The organism is Gardnerella sp. KA00288 (assembly GCF_049244085.1).
Classification (GTDB): domain Bacteria; phylum Actinomycetota; class Actinomycetes; order Actinomycetales; family Bifidobacteriaceae; genus Bifidobacterium; species Bifidobacterium greenwoodii.
In genome coordinates this window covers 422,419-441,341 of the sequence record NZ_CP058373.1, presented here as the reverse complement: position 1 = coordinate 441,341, position 18,923 = coordinate 422,419, and the positions used below count along the sequence as shown (strand labels likewise).

16 protein-coding genes are annotated in these 18,923 nt (G+C 46.2%); 2 read left to right on the top strand and 14 right to left on the bottom strand.

The genetic code is table 11. From position 1 onward, the window contains the following. Positions 1-94: 94 nt before the first annotated feature. The 4 genes from ftsX to map all read right to left on the bottom strand — a co-directional run bounded on the left by ftsX (position 95) and on the right by map (position 4,448). Positions 95-1,018, bottom strand: coding sequence for a permease-like cell division protein FtsX (gene ftsX / locus HXT52_RS01620; RefSeq protein ID WP_004129488.1), 924 nt, complete (start codon positions 1,016-1,018; stop codon positions 95-97). Continuing rightward, positions 1,018-2,382 carry a cell division ATP-binding protein FtsE gene (gene ftsE / locus HXT52_RS01615; RefSeq protein ID WP_421776047.1) on the bottom strand — a complete coding sequence of 455 codons (1,365 nt, stop codon included), beginning with the start codon at positions 2,380-2,382 and terminating at the stop codon, positions 1,018-1,020. The genes ftsX and ftsE overlap by 1 nt, the downstream gene beginning before the upstream one ends. 69 nt (positions 2,383-2,451) lie before the next feature. Beyond that, positions 2,452-3,594: a peptide chain release factor 2 gene (gene prfB / locus HXT52_RS01610; RefSeq protein WP_116794177.1), complete on the bottom strand. Its 1,143-nt coding sequence runs from the start codon at positions 3,592-3,594 to the stop codon at positions 2,452-2,454. Between the two features lie 80 nt (positions 3,595-3,674). Continuing rightward, positions 3,675-4,448 (bottom strand): type I methionyl aminopeptidase, encoded by a 774-nt coding sequence (map, locus tag HXT52_RS01605; protein WP_004108441.1) that lies wholly within the window; start codon positions 4,446-4,448, stop codon positions 3,675-3,677. Positions 4,449-4,550: 102 nt separating this feature from the next. Here map and HXT52_RS01600 point away from each other — a divergent pair, with 102 nt between their 5' ends. Beyond that, positions 4,551-6,683: a M13 family metallopeptidase gene (locus tag HXT52_RS01600; protein WP_421776046.1), complete on the top strand. Its 2,133-nt coding sequence runs from the start codon at positions 4,551-4,553 to the stop codon at positions 6,681-6,683. An 81-nt stretch (positions 6,684-6,764) separates the two neighbouring features. Here the strand turns inward: HXT52_RS01600 and HXT52_RS01595 are convergent, their stop codons facing one another. Continuing rightward, positions 6,765-7,820: a CAP domain-containing protein gene (locus HXT52_RS01595; RefSeq protein WP_421776045.1), complete on the bottom strand. Its 1,056-nt coding sequence runs from the start codon at positions 7,818-7,820 to the stop codon at positions 6,765-6,767. Between the two features lie 316 nt (positions 7,821-8,136). Between HXT52_RS01595 and HXT52_RS01590 the strand changes: the two genes are divergently transcribed. Next, positions 8,137-8,622 carry a single-stranded DNA-binding protein gene (locus tag HXT52_RS01590; protein WP_004127425.1) on the top strand — a complete coding sequence of 162 codons (486 nt, stop codon included), beginning with the start codon at positions 8,137-8,139 and terminating at the stop codon, positions 8,620-8,622. 101 nt (positions 8,623-8,723) lie between these two features. Here the strand turns inward: HXT52_RS01590 and HXT52_RS01585 are convergent, their stop codons facing one another. From HXT52_RS01585 to rpmE, 9 genes are all read right to left on the bottom strand, one after another. Continuing rightward, a complete protein-coding gene (locus tag HXT52_RS01585) occupies positions 8,724-10,556 on the bottom strand; it encodes a proline--tRNA ligase (RefSeq protein WP_421776044.1) in 1,833 nt (610 codons plus the stop codon). Positions 10,557-10,634: 78 nt separating this feature from the next. Next, positions 10,635-12,083 carry a PIF1 family DEAD/DEAH box helicase gene (locus HXT52_RS01580; protein WP_421776043.1) on the bottom strand — a complete coding sequence of 483 codons (1,449 nt, stop codon included), beginning with the start codon at positions 12,081-12,083 and terminating at the stop codon, positions 10,635-10,637. Positions 12,084-12,131: 48 nt separating this feature from the next. After that, on the bottom strand, positions 12,132-12,839 hold the full coding sequence (gene orn, locus HXT52_RS01575; RefSeq protein ID WP_421776042.1) for an oligoribonuclease: 708 nt from the start codon (positions 12,837-12,839) through the stop codon (positions 12,132-12,134). 183 nt (positions 12,840-13,022) lie between these two features. Next, positions 13,023-14,567: an IMP dehydrogenase gene (gene guaB / locus HXT52_RS01570; RefSeq protein WP_004136917.1), complete on the bottom strand. Its 1,545-nt coding sequence runs from the start codon at positions 14,565-14,567 to the stop codon at positions 13,023-13,025. Positions 14,568-14,619: 52 nt separating this feature from the next. Continuing rightward, entirely contained in the window at positions 14,620-15,723 is a 1,104-nt protein-coding gene (locus HXT52_RS01565; protein ID WP_375169348.1) for an MraY family glycosyltransferase, read from the bottom strand. A 152-nt stretch (positions 15,724-15,875) separates the two neighbouring features. Next, on the bottom strand, positions 15,876-16,544 hold the full coding sequence (locus tag HXT52_RS01560) for an L-threonylcarbamoyladenylate synthase (protein ID WP_421776041.1): 669 nt from the start codon (positions 16,542-16,544) through the stop codon (positions 15,876-15,878). Further along, positions 16,537-17,466 carry a peptide chain release factor N(5)-glutamine methyltransferase gene (gene prmC, locus HXT52_RS01555; protein WP_421776040.1) on the bottom strand — a complete coding sequence of 310 codons (930 nt, stop codon included), beginning with the start codon at positions 17,464-17,466 and terminating at the stop codon, positions 16,537-16,539. The genes HXT52_RS01560 and prmC overlap by 8 nt, the downstream gene beginning before the upstream one ends. A 51-nt stretch (positions 17,467-17,517) precedes the next feature. Then, on the bottom strand, positions 17,518-18,615 hold the full coding sequence (prfA, locus tag HXT52_RS01550) for a peptide chain release factor 1 (protein ID WP_421776039.1): 1,098 nt from the start codon (positions 18,613-18,615) through the stop codon (positions 17,518-17,520). A gap of 93 nt (positions 18,616-18,708) precedes the next feature. After that, positions 18,709-18,921 (bottom strand): 50S ribosomal protein L31, encoded by a 213-nt coding sequence (gene rpmE, locus HXT52_RS01545; RefSeq protein ID WP_004113085.1) that lies wholly within the window; start codon positions 18,919-18,921, stop codon positions 18,709-18,711. Between the last annotated feature and the right edge of the window lie 2 nt (positions 18,922-18,923).

Below are 18,923 nucleotides of genomic sequence, written 5' to 3'. Positions count from 1 at the left end.
CGTTACTAATGCGAATTATAGCGTTAAGTAAGGAATCACGCGAGTTTTTCTAAGTTTTTTAGTTTTTTTGAATTTTTTACGCAAATAATTTAACTTACGCCTTTAAGTATCGTCTTAAAGCAATAGCAGAAGCTACTACAGAAAGCACAACAGCTCCAGCAACAAGCATTGGAACACACAACCACACAGTAGACTGCGTTATAAATGGCATCCAACGAACATTTTGCGCAAGCCAATCAGTTACAAACACTTTTACAACCAAGCTTAATGCCGCGCCCGCAAGCAAAGATCCAGCGAAGGAAGCGAAAGCACCTTCAAGAATAAACGGCATGCGAATAGTCCAGTTAGAAGCACCAACTAAACGCATAATCTCAGTTTCTTGACGGCGGCTCGCTGCAGACATACGAATTGTAGTGCCTGTAAGCATAATGGCCACAACAACCATAACTGCAGCAAGAACAATCGTAACTACTGTAGCTCTATTAAGAACACTGAAAACAGGGTCGAAAATTTGTCGCTGATCAACAACCTCTTCCACACCATCTCGTCCAGAAAGAACTTCCGAAACAACCTGGTATTTCATAGGATTAGTAAGTTTTAAGCGAAGCGAATCCTGCATATCTGCGGCGGTAAGAGTTCTACCCTGATACATTCCGTTAGGATACTGCTTTAGGAAAGTATTTTTATAAAATTCATTACGACTTACGTAAGTAATATTTGAAACGTCGTCGCCTAATTCTTGGTGAATAACATGCTCAAGTTTTACTATTTCAGCGTTTGTTGGAGCTTTTCCAGAAGCACAGGATGGAGATTGGCTAGTTCCATCTGGGCAAAGCCATGCAACAACCTCAACCTTGTCGTACCAGTCGCCCTTAGCTTTAGTGATTTGAGCCTGCATTAACACAGAAGCACCAATAAAAAGGAAGGAAATAAAAGTTACGAGCATAACGGAAAGAATCATTGAAACGTTACGGCGTAAACTAATGCATGTTTCGGAAAAAATGAATCTTAAACGCATTACTCTGCTCCTTCAGTTTTATTAGTGTCATTATTGCTATCGTCAACACTAATGTTCTCATTATTAGTATTTGCAGCCGCAACAGATGGCTTAGGTGGAGCTGGAGGCATAGGAGGGAGCTGAGACTTACTCTCAGATTCAGAATCAGATTGTGAATGATTTTCTGCTACAGATTGCGACTCCTCGCTAGTTTCAGATTGCGATTTTTCACTCACTTCAGAATTTTCAGTAGATTCATGAGTTTCATGAGATTCAGTGGATTCAACAGTTTCTGCAGATTCAGCGGATTCTTTATTATCTTCCGAAATCTCAACTTCTGAAACATCCTCTCCAACGTTTTTATCGTTTGTAGAAACCAACCCGCGTCCCCAAGTCATTGTTGTTTCCAAAGACTGGAACACTTCACCGTAACGGCCAGTCCTTCCAGAATGAACAGACTGAGCAAGGCGTGCAATACCATCATTTTCTGCAGTGTCACTTTGAAGAGATTGCGTAACAATATCAACAGTTTCGCGAGCCTGCTCCGCACGTTGAGCTTTTTTAGAAAGTCGCTTATGACGTTCAGTATTTTCAGGCTGATTGATTGAAGCTGAAATTTCAGCCTCTTCGCTATTTTTTTCAACAGACTGCTGAGCTTTAGACTTTTGTTCAACATCTGAATCCGGGAAGTAAAGAGCAGAATCGTAAGAGCCTTCGCGCTCATCTCGAACAATCTTACCCTCGTGAAGCTCAACAACGCGCTTACGCATTGAGTTCACAATCTCCTCATTATGCGTAGCCATAACAATTGTTGTGCCAGTTCGGTTAATAGCATCCAAAACTTCCATAATTCCAAGAGAAGTAGTTGGATCCAAATTACCAGTAGGCTCATCTGCAAGAATAATTTGAGGATGATTTACATACGCGCGAGCAATAGCCACACGCTGAGCCTCACCACCAGAAAGCTCATGCGGATAGTTATTTTCCTTACCAGTTAAGCCAACAGTTTCTAGCACGCGAGGCACAAGCGAGCGAATAGTCGCTCTACTAGTGCCGATTACTTCCAAAGCAAAAGCAACATTTTGATAAACCGTTTTATTATTAAGCAGCTTATAATCTTGGAAAATAAAGCCAAGAGATCTGCGATACTGCGGAACCTGACGGTTAGAAAGTCTGCGCAAATCGTTACCAGCAACGTGAATTTCCCCACCATTTGCTTCCTCTTCGCGAAGAAGCAAACTGAGCAATGTGGTTTTGCCAGAGCCAGAAGCACCAACAAGAAACACAAAATCTCCGCGATCCACATGCAAAGACACATCGTCTAGTGCAGGGCGCGTACCTCTCGGATATATTTTTGACACATGATCTAATGAAATCAGCGACATTGTTTCAATCCTTCCGAAGATTATGTGTAATTATTGGTTTTTAGTTCTAGATTTAGCTTTAGTTTAAGATTATTTTTCTGCTTCTTTTTCAGCTTCTTTTTGAGCCGCAACTCGCTGCTCGTGACGCCAACGAATGCCAGCTTCAATAAAACCGTCAATATCACCGTCAAAAACAGCTTGAGTTTGTGAAGTTTCGTAGCCAGTGCGCAAATCCTTCACCATTTGGTACGGGTGAAGAACGTAGGAGCGCATCTGGTCTCCCCAGCTTGCCTTAATATCTCCAGCAAGCTCCTTCTTTTTAGCAGCTTCCTCCGCGTGCTTAAGCACAAGCAAACGCGACTGCAAAACAGCCATTGCAGCTGCGCGGTTTTGAATCTGGCTGCGCTCATCTTGCATAGAAACAACCAAGCCTGTTGGCAAATGCGTAATACGAACAGCAGAATACGTAGTGTTCACGCCCTGACCGCCAGGACCTGAAGCTTGGAAAGTATCCACGCGAATGTCGGAATCTGGAATATCAATATGATCCGTAGCTTCAACCAAAGGGATCACTTCCACTGCGCTAAAGCCGGTTTGACGACGTCCTTGATTATCAAATGGCGAAATACGAACCATTCTGTGAGTACCGCCCTCTACAGAAAGGCGACCATACGCGTACGGGGCATCCACTTGGAAAGTAGCAGATTTAATACCAGCTTCTTCCGCATAAGACGTGTCCATCATCTTAGTTTTATAGCCGTTTCGCTCAGCCCAACGCAAGTACATACGAAGAAGCATTTGAGCAAAATCAGCAGCATCCACACCTCCCGCACCAGAACGAATCGTAACAACCGCAGAACGAGCATCATATTCGCCGTCAAGAAGAGTCTGAACTTCCATATCGTCCAACTCGTGAGCAATAGAGCCAAGCTCTTCTTGAGCCTCACTCATAGAATCAGCATCGCCTTCTTCTTGGCCAAGCTCAATTAAAGTCTTAGTATCCTCAATGCGCTGATCTACAGCTTGCAAACGCTTCAACTGAGACTGAGCTGCAGAAAGCTTACTCGTAACCTGCTGAGCATGCTCAGAATCATCCCAAAGCCCAGGCTCTGCAGCCTGCTTTTCTAAATCAGCAATCGTAACTTTCAACGAATCAACGTCTAAAGCCTTCACAATCGAAGCATACTTTGATTCAACATCGCGTAGCGCCTGTGCAAAATCAAATTCCGCCATTTACTTAAAGTACCTCTTTACATACCTGTTTTACGCAATTACTATTCGCAAAATACTTACAAAATCAACTATTTATAAGTCTAGCGTACGGTCAAAATCTCAGGACCATTCTCCGTAATTGCAATCGTATGCTCGCTATGAGCACCGCGAGAACCATCAGCAGAGCGAAGAGTCCAACCATCCTTAGGATCCTGGTAAATTTCGTCAGTAGTCTTTAAGAACCATGGCTCAATTGCAATCACCAAGCCCGGGCGAAGCTTGTAGCCATGGTGAGCAGTGCCATCGTTAGGAACGTGCGGATCGCCGTGCATAATATGACCGACTCCGTGACCGCCAAACTCAAGGTTTACACTGTAACCATACTCGTGAGCAACACAACCAACAGCTGCAGAAATATCGCCAAGACGGTTTCCAGGCTGAGCCATGTTAATGCCTGCCTCCAGCGCTTCCTCAGTGCACTTAATCAATCGCAAATCCTCAGGATCTGCATGCTTTCCAACCACGAAACTAATAGCGGAATCTCCAACCCAACCGTCGACGTTAATTGCCAAATCAAGAGTTAGCAAATCGCCGTCTTTAAGATTGTAATCGTATGGAACTCCGTGAAGAACAGCATCATTTACAGAAGTGCAAATGTAGTGCGCAAAAGGACCAGTTCCAAAATCAGGAGCGTAATCAACATAGCAAGAAGACGCACCTTTGCGGCTCATAATGCGTTGACGAACGAAGTCATCAATTTCAAGAAGATTCGTGCCAACTTTGGTCATTGCTTTTAAGTCTTTAAGAATACTACCGACGAAGCGACCTGCAGGTTTCATCGCTTCAATTTCAGATGGAGTTTTCAGTTCAATCATGCTTCAAGACTAACGCGCAGGCACGAAAATAGCGCAAAATATGGCGAAAATATTGCGAAAATACTAGCTAATAGTGTCGCTTAATACTTGTAAGCTAAATTCATGCCTAATAACAATGAAAATAATAATAAGGAATCGCAGAAGGAAATTTCTGCTGTAGATTTTGATCCAGCTTCCTTCTCGTCGGTTATTCGTCCGCAAGACGACTTGTTCCGTTACGTAAACGGACCTTGGATTGACACTTACACTCTTCCAGACGACCGCCCAATGTTTGGTGCTTTCCACAAGCTTGCAGAAGATGCAGAGACGCAAATTCGAGATATTTTAGAAAGCGAAGATTGCTCAGCTAAAAAGTCGCAAGCTTTATACCGTAACTATTTGGATACTGCAGCTATTGAAAAAGCTGGGATTACGCCAATTAAGGGCGATCTAGACGCTGTAGATAAAGCTTGCAGCAAGGAAGATTTGGTTCGCACTCTCGGCACGCTTAACCCTTACGGCGGACCGGACGCAATGTTCTATTTTGGCGTTTACGGAGATCCTAAGGATCCTAAGACGAATATTATGCATATTGAGCAGTCGGGATTAGGATTGCCAGACGAAGCGTACTATCGCGAAGACAATTACGTTCCAATTCGCAATGAATACGTAAAAATGGTAGCTTCTTTGCTGCGCTTAGCAGGCTACGGAGACGCAACTACTACACAAGCGCAAGCCGAGCGTTTCTTGAATGTTGAAACGAAGATTGCAAGCAAGCATTGGGATAACGTAGCAACTCGCGATTCTCAAAAAACTTATAATCCTTACGATTATGCTGATTTGGCAAAAACTCTTGAAGCGCTTAATCTCGACGCTTTCTTAGACGCTACTCAAAAAGCGTACGATACTTGCGAAGAAGCAAAGCACCAGCCAATCAACCTTCGTGAAGCTTTTAACAAAGTTGTAGTTCACGAGCCAAGCTTTATGGAAGGTTTGAATAAGATTTGGCAGGAAGCCGACTTAGAAGATTTAAAGCTTTGGGCGCGCGTGCACGTGATTTTGCGCTGGGCAAGCTTACTTAGTGAAGATTTTGCACAAGCTCGATTTGACTTCTACGGCAAAGTGCTTTCTGGCGCAACAAAGCAGCGCGACCGTTGGAAGCGCGCAGTGGGAGTTGTTGACGATTCTTGCGGCGAAGAAGTTGGGCGCGAATACGTGCGCTTGCACTTCCCTGAGTCTTCTAAAAAGTATATGCAGGAATTAGTTAACAATCTTATTAACGCTTACCGTGAGTCGATTTCGCACAGCAGCTGGCTTGGCGAGGAGACTAAAGCAAAGGCTTTGGAAAAGCTTAGCAAGTTTGAGCCGAATATTGGTTACACGAATCATTGGGTTGACTATTCTGCGTTGAATATTAAGGAAGACGCTGGTTTAGTTAAGAATATGCGCGAAGTTTATCGATTTGGCTTTGGTAAGAATACTGCGAAAGCTGGAAAGCCTGTGGATCGCGAAGAATGGCAGATGACTCCGCAAACTGTGAACGCTTACTACGATCCATTGCTTAACGTAATCGTGTTCCCAGCTGCAATTTTGCAACCACCATTCTTTAACCCGAGCGCTCCAGACGCAGCAAATTATGGCGCTATTGGTGCAGTGATTGGCCACGAAATCGGCCACGGTTTTGACGACCAAGGTTGCGAATACGACGGCGACGGCATGCTTAACAATTGGTGGACTGAAGAAGACAAAGCCAACTTTGCTGAGCGCACTAAAAAGCTTATTGAGCAATACAATGCTTTTACGCCAACGCAACTTATTGTTAAATACTCTCACTTGAAGAGCAAAGCTGAGCGAGACGCAATGCCTCACGTAAACGGCGCTTTAACAATCGGCGAAAATATTGGCGATTTAAGCGGCGTAACTATTGCGCTTAAAGCTTACGCTTTTGCTTTGCAAAAGAGCGAAGGACGAGAGATTGACGGAAGTGACGACGCGATTCGCGAAACTTTGCGTAACGCTCCTGAAGTAGACGGTTTCACTGCTCTGCAACGATTCTTCTTAAGCTACGCGTTGGTATGGCGTTCCAAAGCTCGTAACGAGATTGCTGAGCAGCTGCTTCAAATCGACCCGCACTCCCCAGCCGAATGCCGCACTAACGGAATTGCTCGAAACGTGGACTTGTTCTACGATGCTTTCAGCGTTAAAGAAGGCGACGAAATGTGGCTCGACCCTGCTGAGCGCGTGCACATTTGGTAAGTTGCGAATAAAAAGCAAATAAGTCAAAAAAGTTAAAAAAACTAGAAGCCTGCAGACGCTTAATAAACGTTTGCGGGCTTATTATTTACTATTTTTAGAAATCATCCTTCGTTTTAAGAAAATCCAAGCCACCACTGCAATTGCGCACAAAACCAGCACGCTTAAAATCACAGAAATAATCACAATAAATTTATACGCTGAAGCATTTTTCTTCATAGCTTTCGCCAACTTTTTATGATGCTTATGCTTCAAATGCTTCTTTTTAGCCAAAGCTTTTTTCTTCTTAGCTTCCTCGTCTTTACGCTTCTGCTCTTCCTTCTTCTTTCTCTCCTCTTCAGCACGCTTTTTTTGCGCTTCGGGAGATTCTGGGCCAATCTTTCCATCCGGATAATCAACATCACCGTTATATTCCGACAGTGTCAACGCTCCAACAACACCATAAGGGCCGCCCGAAGCTTCTCCGTAACCGAAAGAAATATTGCTAGGATTCAAAATCTGATACAAATGACCATTATCTTCGTTAAAACTTCCGCCGGTTGCGCGCAAAGCCGATTCTTCATCTTGAATCCACAATTGCATAGAACCAGCAAGATCCACACCCCAACTTAAATTTTCACCCCACGCCTTTCGGCCAGTGTAATCAGGCTCACTAACACCATCTGGGCCAAAATGGCCAAACTGCCCATGCTGAGCGGTTTCTTGCGCGCGACGGAAAGCATCCTCTTCATTTTCAGAATCGTACTGAATATTATTAACATACGCCTCTTTAGTAAGACCTGAGCGGCTCACGTAATCTTGCAAAGGAACGCCATTAAAATACGTGCTTCGATCATCGTAAAGCCTAGATCTTGCATTTCGAATAGAAGAAAGAACGTAACGCGCTACATTACTTGACTGAATAAAAGATGCAGAAGAAGCAGAATTAGTTGTTTGAATTATTGTATTTTGATGATATTCGTGACGATAAGCTTGATGATACGCCTGATGATACGCCTTAGAATTTTCTAAAGTAAAATCAGCAAAATTTTGCGATATTGCGCACACAGTTAGGCATACTGCCGAAATAACAAGGATACTAACCCAACTTATGCGCATATTAGATTTATGCTTCGCATATTGATGATTACTTTCCACCATAAATATCTTCTTCACTGCATTCAATATTTTCAATACGTTCGCTCAATACTACCCTGCGACGAGGAATTATTACGCATGTGCAGATAATTGCGGAGCATTTACTAAATATTTTGTTGTAGTCAAGAGATTAATTACATTGTGGATAAAACCTAGGTTTTAACCACAATAGAAAAGTTTGCTGGCAAAGTTGTTGCACAAAGTTCATAGTTGTTATTACTGCGGCATTTCCTCGTGGCTGCGAAGCTCAGAGGCAATGATGGCTCTGTATTTCGGGGCTGAAATGGCTGCAGTCCAATTTGTGAAAGGACTATGAAATATGGCACAACAACAGTCAACCGTGACTATTAGTGGATACGTAGGTGCTGAGCCTGTAAGCTTTGGGCGCAGCGAAAATTCTCCGGCTTGTTCGCTACGAATTGCGAGCACGCAATCATATTACCGTAACGACGAGCAGCAATGGCATGAGCGTCCAACTACTTGGATGACTGTGAAAGCGTATAGAACTTTGGCTTCAAACGTGCTGAAAAGCGTGCATAAAGGTGATGCAATCGTTGTATATGGCAATTTGAGTACAGAAAGCTGGACGAAAGATGGAAACGATTATAATCGCGTAATTTTGGAAGCTTCTACTATTGGGCACGATTTGAATCGCGGAACTACACAATTTACAAAAAGAAACGCTGAAACTGCTAAAAATGGGCAGACGAAAGACAGCAACCAGTCACAAAACGAAAAAATAGAACGTACTGACTCTCACTCAGACAGCACGGACGACGAATATGGAGGTGATGCTGATATCTAAAGAAAGTAAATAATACCTCGCGCACCACGATAAACAATAATGCCGCCAAGAATAGTAGTAGTAGTAGTAGTATTCCTGGCGGCAAATTGTAAAACAGGTCGTTACTTAAGCAAATCGTTTACGCGAGATACGATTCGAGCGGCAGCTTCGTCAACTGGAACTGCCTCAACGTCTGAGCCATCGCGATTGCGGATTTCAATAGTGCCATTGTTCACGGTATCGCGACCAGCAACAGCAATCAGCGGCACGCCAACAAGCTCAGCATCCTTGAACTTTACGCCTGGAGAAACCTTTGGACGGTCGTCAAAGATTACTTCGATGCCCTGCTTGCTAAGCTCTTCAACAACCTTTTCAGCAGCGTCGAAAGCAACCTGATCCTTGCCTGTTGCAACAACATGAACTTGAGCTGGAGCAATTGCCATAGGCCATGCAAGACCAGCGTCATCGTGATGTGTTTCTGCCAAGCATGCAATTACACGGCTAACGCCAATGCCGTAGCAGCCCATCCAAACTGGTACAGCCTTACCGTTTTCGTTAAGAACGCTTAAGCCCAAAGCCTTAGAATACTTTAAGCCAAGCTGGAACACCTGGCCGATTTCCACACCGCGTTCGAAGCTCAACGGACCAGAACCATCTGGGCTCATATCGCCATCGCGAACCTGGGCTGCTTCAACAACACCGTCCGCCTCAAAATCGCGGCCGTAAACAGCGTTGTAAACGTGCTTTCCGTCTTCGTCAGCTCCTGTAATCCAGGCGCTACCCTTTGCAACGTGAGCATCCATCAAGTAGCGGACAGGATTTGCAATACCACTACCCTCTTTGCGAGCTTGAGGACCTAATACGCTAAATCCAATGTAGCCCTTAACAAACTCAGGATGAGCCTTCAAATCATCCTCAGTTGCTTCTTCAATTTCTGCAGGAGCAAACTGAGCTTCAAGACGCTTCATATCTACCTGGCGGTCTCCTGGAATACCAATAGCAACGATTTCGCGCCATGGCTCCTCATGCTCTCCACCCTCAGCATCAGCCGGGTGCTTAACAGCAATAATCAAGTTCTTCAAAGTGTCGTCTGCTTGCCATTCGCGACCATCTTTACGCGGATGCAAGTCGTTAGAAACCTTAACCAAAGCTTCAATCGTCTTAGCGTCTGGAGTTTCGAGAGCTTCTGCTGCAGGAGTTGCCGAATAATCAACATCTTGCATTTCTGGAGTGGTAAGAGCCTCAACATTCCAAGCTTTTCCAGAAGGAGCGAGCGCAAAAGTATCTTCGCCAATTGGCATTGGAGCCAAGAACTCCTCAGAATCAGAACCACCCATTGGACCGGAAACAGCGTGAACAATCACGTATTTAATACCAAGGCGGTCGAAAATTCGAGCGTAAGCAGCGCGCTCCTCAACGTAAGCAGACTTCAAACCATCTTCGTCAATCGAGAACGAATAAGCATCCTGCATAATAAACTCGCGGCCGCGAATAAGACCAGCGCGCGGACGGAACTCGTCGCGATACTTCGTTTGAATCTGGTACAAAGTAACAGGCAAATCCTTGTACGAAGAATACATATCTTTTACAAGGAGCGTGAAAACTTCTTCGTGCGTTGGAGCAAGAAGATAGTCAGCTTGGTGGCGATCCTTAAGACGGAAGATATTGTCGCCATATTCTTCCCAACGGTTTGTAGCCTCGTAAGGCTCGCGCGGAAGAAGTGCCGGGAAGTGAACTTCCTGCGCACCAATACCGTTGATTTCGTCGCGAATAATCGCCTGAACCTTGTTCAAAACCTTAAGTCCAAGCGGAAGCCAAGTCCACACACCTGGGGCAGATTTACGAATATAGCCTGCGCGCTGCATAAGTTTTGCGGAAGTAACGTCCGCGTCTGCAGGATCCTCGCGCAGCGTACGAAGGAACAGCTGAGACATACGAAGTACATTGGAATTCATGCGTTCCAATCTATTTGTGCATGAGGACATAAACATTTGTTTACGCTACTAAACAAATTCACAATACGTAATTTTCAACTAAAACTCGTCATTGAATCCAAACTCATCGTTGCTAGTACTTGCAAAAATATCAAGTTCCTGCTGATTTGCGAAATCGTCTTCTATATTATTTGTTACGAAAGCAGCTGCCCCATCGCTAGCAAGCAGCTCACTCGCACGCTTTGAAGCATCGCGCAAAGATCCGTCAAGAAGTACAGCATCCGCCGAAACGCTAAAAGCGCGTTCGTTAATACCCTTTAAATAAAGACCTTTCAGATTTTCCACGCGAGAAAGCGCCACATAACCCATTCCGGGAGCGAAAGTTCTACGCAAATCCATTACCGCAGCATCGAGCGTCATACCTTGCGACTTATGAATCGTAATTCCCCACGCGCATCGAAGAGGCACTTGATTTACGCTAGCAAGCACAGTTTCGCCGTCGGTCATCTCCCAAGCAGCAGGCTTAAGAGTTACAATATTGCCATTTTCAAACTCAACAATCGGCCAGCCACCTTTAGATTCAGGCGCAAAACGCAACACGCGCCCAACAGAGCCATTTACGTACTGCTTTTCCTGATCGTTTCGCAACGCCATCACAGCAGCTCCAGCCTTCAAAACTAAACGCTCCGGAGCGAGCATATTCTTCTTTAAGCGCTCAACAAGATTTTTAGGCCCGGCTTCCGTTGCCACAAACTCGTGAGACTCTGCATCAATTGCTGCAAGCTGCATATTATTTAATCCGTCTGCTTGCGCATTCGTTGGGAAAAGATGCACTGCAACTTCATCGCCTTCCGGATACTCACCAAGGCGACTAGCAAGCACTTGCTTGTCGTCGTCACTTACAAGACCGCCACGAATATCCGTTAAAACTTCAAGCAATTTGCCGTCATCCTGACGATGCTGCTCAGTTAAGTAGCACACAACAGGTTTCAAAGCATCCCATGCGAAAGATTCTGTAATATATCCTTCCGGATTTTTGCCGGCTGCAGCATACTTTTTGCGCGACTCAATAAATTCCTGGCTCGGCTCAAACACGTCGCGATTTCGCATAGAAGTGCTAACAGGCGGCAATTGGAAGAAATCGCCCGAAATAACTACTTGAAGCCCGCCGAAAGGAGCGGGATTTTTGCGCACCTTCCGGCAAACTTCATCAACCATGTCAAAAAGCCACGCGTGAATCATGGAAACTTCGTCCAACACGAGCACGTCCGTGGCTTTTATGCGCTTTCCTCGCCTAGCTCTAATGGTTTTAAGAAGCGTATCCGTAAGCGCGTTTGAAACCCCAACTCCACTCCAAGAGTGAATTGTTTGACCGTTTAAGTGCGTTGCCGCAATACCGGTAGAGGCAGTTACGGCAACACTTAAACCGTTCTTTCGCATTTCGCGAATAGCCGCGTTTAATACGTAGGTTTTACCTGCACCCGGAGCGCCGGTAATGAACGCGCTCGCGCCAGCGTTGATTATGGTTAGGGCTTCGGATTGCTTCATTGGCAGTACCTTTTATTTGCGCTATTTGCGATATTTTCGATATTGCGTTTAATAGTCGCGCTTTTCTGCGGAATTTACGTCCTCTAATGCTTCACCGCGGCGCTCATAGTCACGAAGCAAGCTGGTGCTTTCAATATACTGCGCGCCAGCTTTTGCCTGTGCTTCGCTTGGTCCTGGAGCTGGGACGAACATCATGTCACGGTAGTAACGAAGCTCGTCAATAGACTCAATAATATCCGCTAGAGCGCGGTGACCGCCGTGTTTTGCCGGCTTATTGCGGTAAACGTCCGGGTAAAGTCTGCGTGAAATTTCCTTCAACGTGCTTACGTCGATTACGCGATAGTGCAAATTTGCCATTAAATCTGGCATGTAACGGTCGAGGAATTTTTTGTCAGAACCAACTGAATTTCCAGCAAGATGCGCTTTTCCGCGAGCTGGCAGGAAACGCTTTACGTATTCAACAACCTGCTTTTGCGCTTCTTCTAACGGCAAACCGTTCTTATTCCACTCGTCAACAAGCCCAGAAGAAGTGTGCATATTGCGTACAAAATCGTTCATGTGAGCCACAGCAGCATCGCTCGGCTTAATCACTAGATCAATGCCGTCGTCCAAAACTTTCAAATTAAAATCAGTTGGAACTACAGATACTTCGCATAACTCGTCGTGGAAAATATCGAGTCCAGTCATCTCGCAATCAATCCAAATTAAGCGCGATTCTTCCGGCGTAAAAGTAAGATCTTCCTTAGCTTCAGCCATTTTCGTTCCTTTCCTAATATTTTTTCGAACCCATCAGCCTACATCTTCATAGAGACGAAGCGCGTATTAAAAACGACGAAAAGCAGGCAAGTTGTAGATAACTTGCTTAACTTTTCGCCGTTTAATGCAAAATTACTTGCGATTTATACGCAATTTATACGCGTAACTTGCGCAACTTGCGATTTAGTTGTGGAAACCGCTATAGTTTGGCGCTTCTGCAGTCATCACAATATCGTGAGGATGCGATTCGCGAAGACCAGCATCAGTAATGCGAATAAAGCGGCCGCGCTCCTGCATTTCCTTAATATTGTGCGCACCAACGTAGAACATGGACTGGTGCAAACCGCCGAGAAGCTGGTAAAGCACAGCGTTAAGTGGACCGCGATATGGCACTTCGCCTTCAACGCCTTCCGGAACCACCTTGTCTGAGCTGGTAACGTCTGCCTGGAAGTAGCGATCCTTCGAATAAGACTTCTTACCACGAGGAGCCATTGCGCCAAGCGAGCCCATGCCGCGGTAAAGCTTGTACTGCTTGCCGTGAAGAAGAACCTTTTCGCCTGGAGCTTCCTCACAGCCAGCCAAAGTACCGCCGAGCATAACAGTGTCAGCGCCTGCAACCAAAGCCTTAGCAATATCGCCAGAATAGTGAATACCACCGTCTGCAATGCATGGAATTCCGGCAGCCTTGCAAGCCTGAGCAGCGTCGTAAACTGCAGTAAGCTGAGGCACACCAACGCCTGCAACAACACGCGTTGTGCAAATAGAGCCTGGGCCAACGCCAACCTTTACAGCGTCAACGCCAGCGTCAATCATAGCTTGTGCGCCTTGGCGAGTTGCAATATTTCCGCCAATAACCTGCACACCATCGAAAGCTTTATCTGCCTTAATGCGGCGAATCATGTCAAGAGCCAAACGAGCCTCGCCGTTTGCGGTATCAACCACAAGCACGTCAACTCCAGCTTCCATAAGAGCGCACGCACGCTGCCAAGCATCACCAAGAAAACCAATGCCAGCAGCAACGCGCAAGCGACCCTGATCATCCTTAGTAGCATCCGGATACTGTTCAGTCTTCACAAAGTCCTTAACAGTAATCAAGCCTGTAAGCTTACCTTCGGCATCAACCAAAGGTAACTTTTCAATCTTGTTATCCGCAAGCAAGCGGTGAGCATCATCCTTAGAAATATCAGAAGGACCAGTGACGAGATTTTCACGCGTCATCACGTCCTTCACTTTCAAGCGATCGTAGTCTTCGGAAGCAATAAAACGCATATCGCGGTTGGTAATAATACCAACTAAACGATTTTCGCTATCTACTACCGGCAAGCCTGAAATATGGAAACGCCCGCACAATTTATCTAAATCGGCGAGCGTAGCATCTGGGTGAACAGTAAGCGGATCGGTAATCATGCCCGACTCGCTGCGCTTAACAATATCAACTTGCGCAGCCTGATCATCAATAGAAAGATTGCGGTGAAGTACGCCAATGCCACCATTACGCGCCATAGCAATAGCCATATCAGACTCGGTAACAGTATCCATAGCTGCCGAAATAGTCGGTACTTTCATGGTAATTTCGCGAGTCAGACGAGTGGAAGTGTCCACTTCGGACGGAATAACATCAGTTTCGTTTGGAAGCAAAAGGACGTCGTCATAAGCGAGACCGAGCTTCTCGAAAATTGGTGGAACAGGAGAATACACGGATTCCGTGTTAATATCAGTTGTAGCCATAGGCTTACTATACGTTTTTGCTATGACGTTTGTCGAAACGCACCACAAAACGCTACGAATTGCGAAGCTCGGGCAGGCGGCGACGCAAGTACGGAAGCATTGTTAGCACCGTAAGCAGCGCAGCAGCAATAATCATTCCAACAAGCACATACACAGCTTTAAAGAACAGAATCATAATAGAGCCAAACGCAATCAGCGCTGCCCATCCCCACAAAATCAGCACAGCACCTTGTACAGAATGCCCGATGCGCAGCATGCGGTGATGCAAGTGCATTCGATCCGGATGCATTGGCGACTGACCTTTAGCAACACGCCGCGTAATCGCCAAACACATGTCGAGAACCGGCAGGAACAGCACCAAAATAGGCAGCAAAATCGGCATAAATACAGGCAAATAAATACTCGTGTGAACGGCAGAAGGATCCAAATGTCCGGTCATAATAATTGACGCGCAAGTAATTAAGTAGCCGATTAGCATGGAGCCGGAATCGCCCATAAAAAGTTTCGCAGGATGCCAGTTGTGCAAAATGAAGCCGACGCACATTCCCACCATTGCAACGTCAATAAGTGTTGCCATTGAAGCGTAGGATGGCGACGTGCGCGCAAGAATGTATGAGTATGTTGCGAAGGCAATTCCGCCGATTGCGACGATTCCGGAAGCCAAGCCGTCTAATCCGTCTACAAAATTTACTGCGTTAATTGAGGCCACAATAAGTATGGCAGTTATTGCGATTGATACGCTTGGAGATGCCGTTATGAGGGAGCCAAGCGGCAAAGTTACGATTTGCAACCCTCCCCACGCAACAAACACGGCTATAAGCAGCTGACCAGCAAGTTTAAGCATCCAGTCTAAATCCCAAATGTCGTCACATACCCCAAGCAGGCATATCATGACCGCTCCGGCGAGCACCACCCACGGCTGGTGAGTTCCAGCAAAAAGCCCGGAAATAAACGGCATGGAGCTTGCGAATGCCATGGCGACTGCGAAACCAAAAAGCATACCCACCCCGCCCATGCGAGGAGTCGGAATCGTGTGCACGTCGCGCGCGCGAACTTTGCCGACAGCTCCCATGCGGATCGCAAGATGGCGCACAAGCGGCGTAATCAGCCACGTTGCTCCGCCTGCAATTGCTGCAATAAATAGGTAAACCCTCATCGGCTATGTCTTTCTGCTATTTTGATACTCGCGCACATCTTTTTCGCGCGTGCTTTCACGCTTTCTTATTTGATTGTAACGATTCGGCAGTATAGCAAAATTAGTAAATACTTTCGCTACTTTCGCAATTTTTGTTACTTTCGCAATTTTCGCTACTTTCGCAAAGCCTCACGAATTTCGCGCTCCGAAATCACACCTTCTCGCAAAATCGCAATACCGTCTTCGTCGTTTGAATCCGCGCCAACTACTGTGCTTGCCACATGTGAGCGAGTTGGACCTGCGTTCAAATACAGCGGAATTTCGTTACCGAAAGCCGCAAACGCCTCTTCCACACTGTCTGCACTTTCGTTACCACTGCGATTCGCACTAGAAGCAGCCAAAGGGCCGGTAACTCGCAAAATTTGCATTAATTCCGGGCAATCCGGCACGCGCACGCCTTGAGTTGCTTCAGTTGATTGAGTTTGCGCATCAGTTTCATTCGTTTTGCACAGCGTTGCAAGATTTGAAGCAACCGAGCCTTTCTTAGCGCGCGCAATCGGAGAATATCCGCCCGGAAGGAACTTTTTTCCTAAAATATCCAGTGGAGAAGGCAAATATAGACCAAGTTTTTCTAAATCTTCCACTCTGCTCATTAAAATTTGCAGTGCCTTCGTGCGCGGCCTGCGCTTAAGCTCATAAATTTTGGCAACCGCGGCTTCATTGAACGGATTGCAAGCAACGCCGTACACGGTGTCAGTTGGCACTACGATTACGCCGCCTTCGTTAATGATTTGCGCTGCCATTTGCAGGGATTCTTCGTTGATATTGCAAATTTTACTCATTTTTAGCCTCTTTCTTACATACTACAAATCTTGCTCTGTTTGTTAAGTCGTTTTTGACTTTTGCGCTGATAAATCCTATGTTTTTTGCATAATCTGCAAGCGCATCTCCTTGCGAAATATCGTGCTCCATCACCATCGCTCCCCCGCAGCGAAGCAGCGCAAAAGCCGCGCGCATAATCTGCTCAGGAATAGCTAATCCGTCCGCAGAGCCGCCATACAGCGCAAGCGGAGGATCATATTCTCGCACTTCAATCTGTTCCGGAACTTGACTTTCTGGCACGTAAGGCGGATTCGTGATTACTAAATCTACTTTGCCGCAAATTGCGTGAAGTTCCGGCGTACAATCCGAAATATGCACTTTGGTCGCGTCTGCAAGAACAGCATGGTATCGACTGGAAATCTGCATATTTTCGTAATTCTTTGCAGTTTCTTCAAAATTTTTTCGCAAATATTGGAAGGCTTCAGGAGATTTTTCTACAGCCCATACTTGCGCGTCTGCAACTTCAGTTGCAACAGACAATCCTATTGCTCCAGAACCTGCGCATAAATCGACTACCGTAGGCTTGCTAATACCAGATTCTCTAAGCCAATCCAAACCAGCTTCAACAACAACTTCTGTTTCTGGCCGCGGCACAAAAACGCCTTTGCCAACTTGCAAATCTAAGTAGCGAAAAGGCGCGCGGCCAACAATATGCTGCAACGGCTCGCGAGAAGCACGCCTAGTTACAAAATCGCTATATTTGTTAGCATAATCTGGCGAAAAATCGGTTAAATCGCCAAGTATTAGCGCCTTGTTCAGCTCAGCTAAGCTCACGCCGCAAGCTTTAGACAGCAGCAAACGCGCGTCGTATTCCGCAGACTCCACGCCTGCAGACTCAAGCTTTTTAACAGCATCGCGCAAAACTCGCAAAAGTTCTTGCATTTTAAGAATTGTTTGGTTATTTCAGTAATTTTACTTGACTTACTTGGCTACTTACTTGGCTTGCGCTAAGCGGTCTGCTTCATCCGCCTGAATATCACTGTCGATAACAGGCTGCAAGTCGCCGTCAAGAACCTGGTCAAGATTGTAAGCTTTGTAGTTTGTGCGATGATCCACAATACGATTTTCTGGGAAGTTGTACGTGCGGATTCGCTCGGAACGGTCCAACGAACGCACCTGCGAGTGTCGCATATCCGCCGCTTCTGCTGCCTCCTGCTCGTGCTTCATGGCAAGCAAACGAGATTTTAGCACGCGAAGGGCTGCCGCACGGTTTTGAATCTGTGACTTTTCATCCTGCATGCTAACAACAATGCCGGTTGGAATATGCGTCATGCGAACCGCGGAATACGTGGTGTTCACAGACTGTCCGCCAGGGCCGGAGCTCATGAAAATGTCGATTTTTAAGTCTTTTGGATCGATTTCGATTTCGTCGTCATCTTCGTCTGCTTCTGGGAACACGATTACGCCGGCTGCAGAAGTTTGAATACGCCCCTGCGATTCCGTAACTGGGATTCGCTGCACGCGGTGAACGCCACCCTCGTACTTCATGCTGGCCCACACGCCATCTTCTGGAGCAGGCGTGCCTTTTGCGCGAATAGCAAGCTGAACGTCTTTTACGCCGCCAAGTTCCGTTGAATTTTCGCTTTGGATTACGGTAGTCCAACCGCGCTTTTCCGCGTAACGCATGTACATACGCAATAAATCGCCAGCAAACAGAGCCGCTTCTTCGCCGCCAGTGCCAGCTTTAATTTCCATAATCATATCGCGCGCATCATCCGGATCCCTAGGAATTAGCGCCGTGCGAAGCTTTTCTCTTGCTGCTGGAAGCTGCTCTTCTAAGCGCTTAGCTTCTTCAGCAAAATCTGGGTCGTCGCCTGCCATTTCGTTTGCGGCTTCAAAGTCGTCGCAAAGCTGCTTGTAGTTGAGGTAAGCGTTTACGATTGAACCGAGTTCTGCGTGCCTGCGGCCGAGTTTTCGAATAGCGTCCGGGTTTGACGCAACTTCCGGGCTTCCCATGCGACTTTCAATATCGCGGTATTCTTCTAACGCGGTAACTGCTGCCGGGAATTGTTCATCTACTGACTCAGCCATCATATTCCTTAAGTTAAAAATATTTAATTTAGCACATAAAACGCCAGCCCCGATTCCGCGAGTTACACGAAAGCAGGGCTGGCGTCATAAAAGCTACTTAGTCTTCTTACCGTAGCGCTTCTCGAAGCGAGCCACGCGGCCGCCGGTGTCGAGAATCTTCTGCTTGCCGGTATAGAATGGGTGACACTTTGAGCACACGTCAACCGTCATGTGATCGCCATCAGCGGTGGAACGAGTTACGAAAGTGTCTCCGCAAGAGCAGGTAACCTGCACTGCGTGATAATCGGGATGAATACCCTGCTTCATAA

Bases quoted from the DNA above. Each gene is read 5' to 3' on its own strand.
- ftsX (WP_004129488.1), bottom strand. From the start codon at position 1,018: ATGCGTTTAAGATTCATTTTTTCCGAAACATGCATTAGTTTACGCCGT.
- HXT52_RS01600 (WP_421776046.1), top strand. From the start codon at position 4,551: ATGCCTAATAACAATGAAAATAATAATAAGGAATCGCAGAAGGAAATT.
- HXT52_RS01590 (WP_004127425.1), top strand. From the start codon at position 8,137: ATGGCACAACAACAGTCAACCGTGACTATTAGTGGATACGTAGGTGCT.
- guaB (WP_004136917.1), bottom strand. From the start codon at position 14,567: ATGGCTACAACTGATATTAACACGGAATCCGTGTATTCTCCTGTTCCA.
- HXT52_RS01585 (WP_421776044.1), bottom strand. From the start codon at position 10,556: ATGAATTCCAATGTACTTCGTATGTCTCAGCTGTTCCTTCGTACGCTG.
- map (WP_004108441.1), bottom strand. From the start codon at position 4,448: ATGATTGAACTGAAAACTCCATCTGAAATTGAAGCGATGAAACCTGCA.
- ftsE (WP_421776047.1), bottom strand. From the start codon at position 2,382: ATGTCGCTGATTTCATTAGATCATGTGTCAAAAATATATCCGAGAGGT.
- prfB (WP_116794177.1), bottom strand. From the start codon at position 3,594: ATGGCGGAATTTGATTTTGCACAGGCGCTACGCGATGTTGAATCAAAG.
- HXT52_RS01580 (WP_421776043.1), bottom strand. From the start codon at position 12,083: ATGAAGCAATCCGAAGCCCTAACCATAATCAACGCTGGCGCGAGCGCG.
- orn (WP_421776042.1), bottom strand. From the start codon at position 12,839: ATGGCTGAAGCTAAGGAAGATCTTACTTTTACGCCGGAAGAATCGCGC.
- HXT52_RS01565 (WP_375169348.1), bottom strand. From the start codon at position 15,723: ATGAGGGTTTACCTATTTATTGCAGCAATTGCAGGCGGAGCAACGTGG.
- HXT52_RS01595 (WP_421776045.1), bottom strand. From the start codon at position 7,820: ATGGTGGAAAGTAATCATCAATATGCGAAGCATAAATCTAATATGCGC.
- HXT52_RS01560 (WP_421776041.1), bottom strand. From the start codon at position 16,544: ATGAGTAAAATTTGCAATATCAACGAAGAATCCCTGCAAATGGCAGCG.
- prmC (WP_421776040.1), bottom strand. From the start codon at position 17,466: ATGCAAGAACTTTTGCGAGTTTTGCGCGATGCTGTTAAAAAGCTTGAG.
- rpmE (WP_004113085.1), bottom strand. From the start codon at position 18,921: ATGAAGCAGGGTATTCATCCCGATTATCACGCAGTGCAGGTTACCTGC.
- prfA (WP_421776039.1), bottom strand. From the start codon at position 18,615: ATGGCTGAGTCAGTAGATGAACAATTCCCGGCAGCAGTTACCGCGTTA.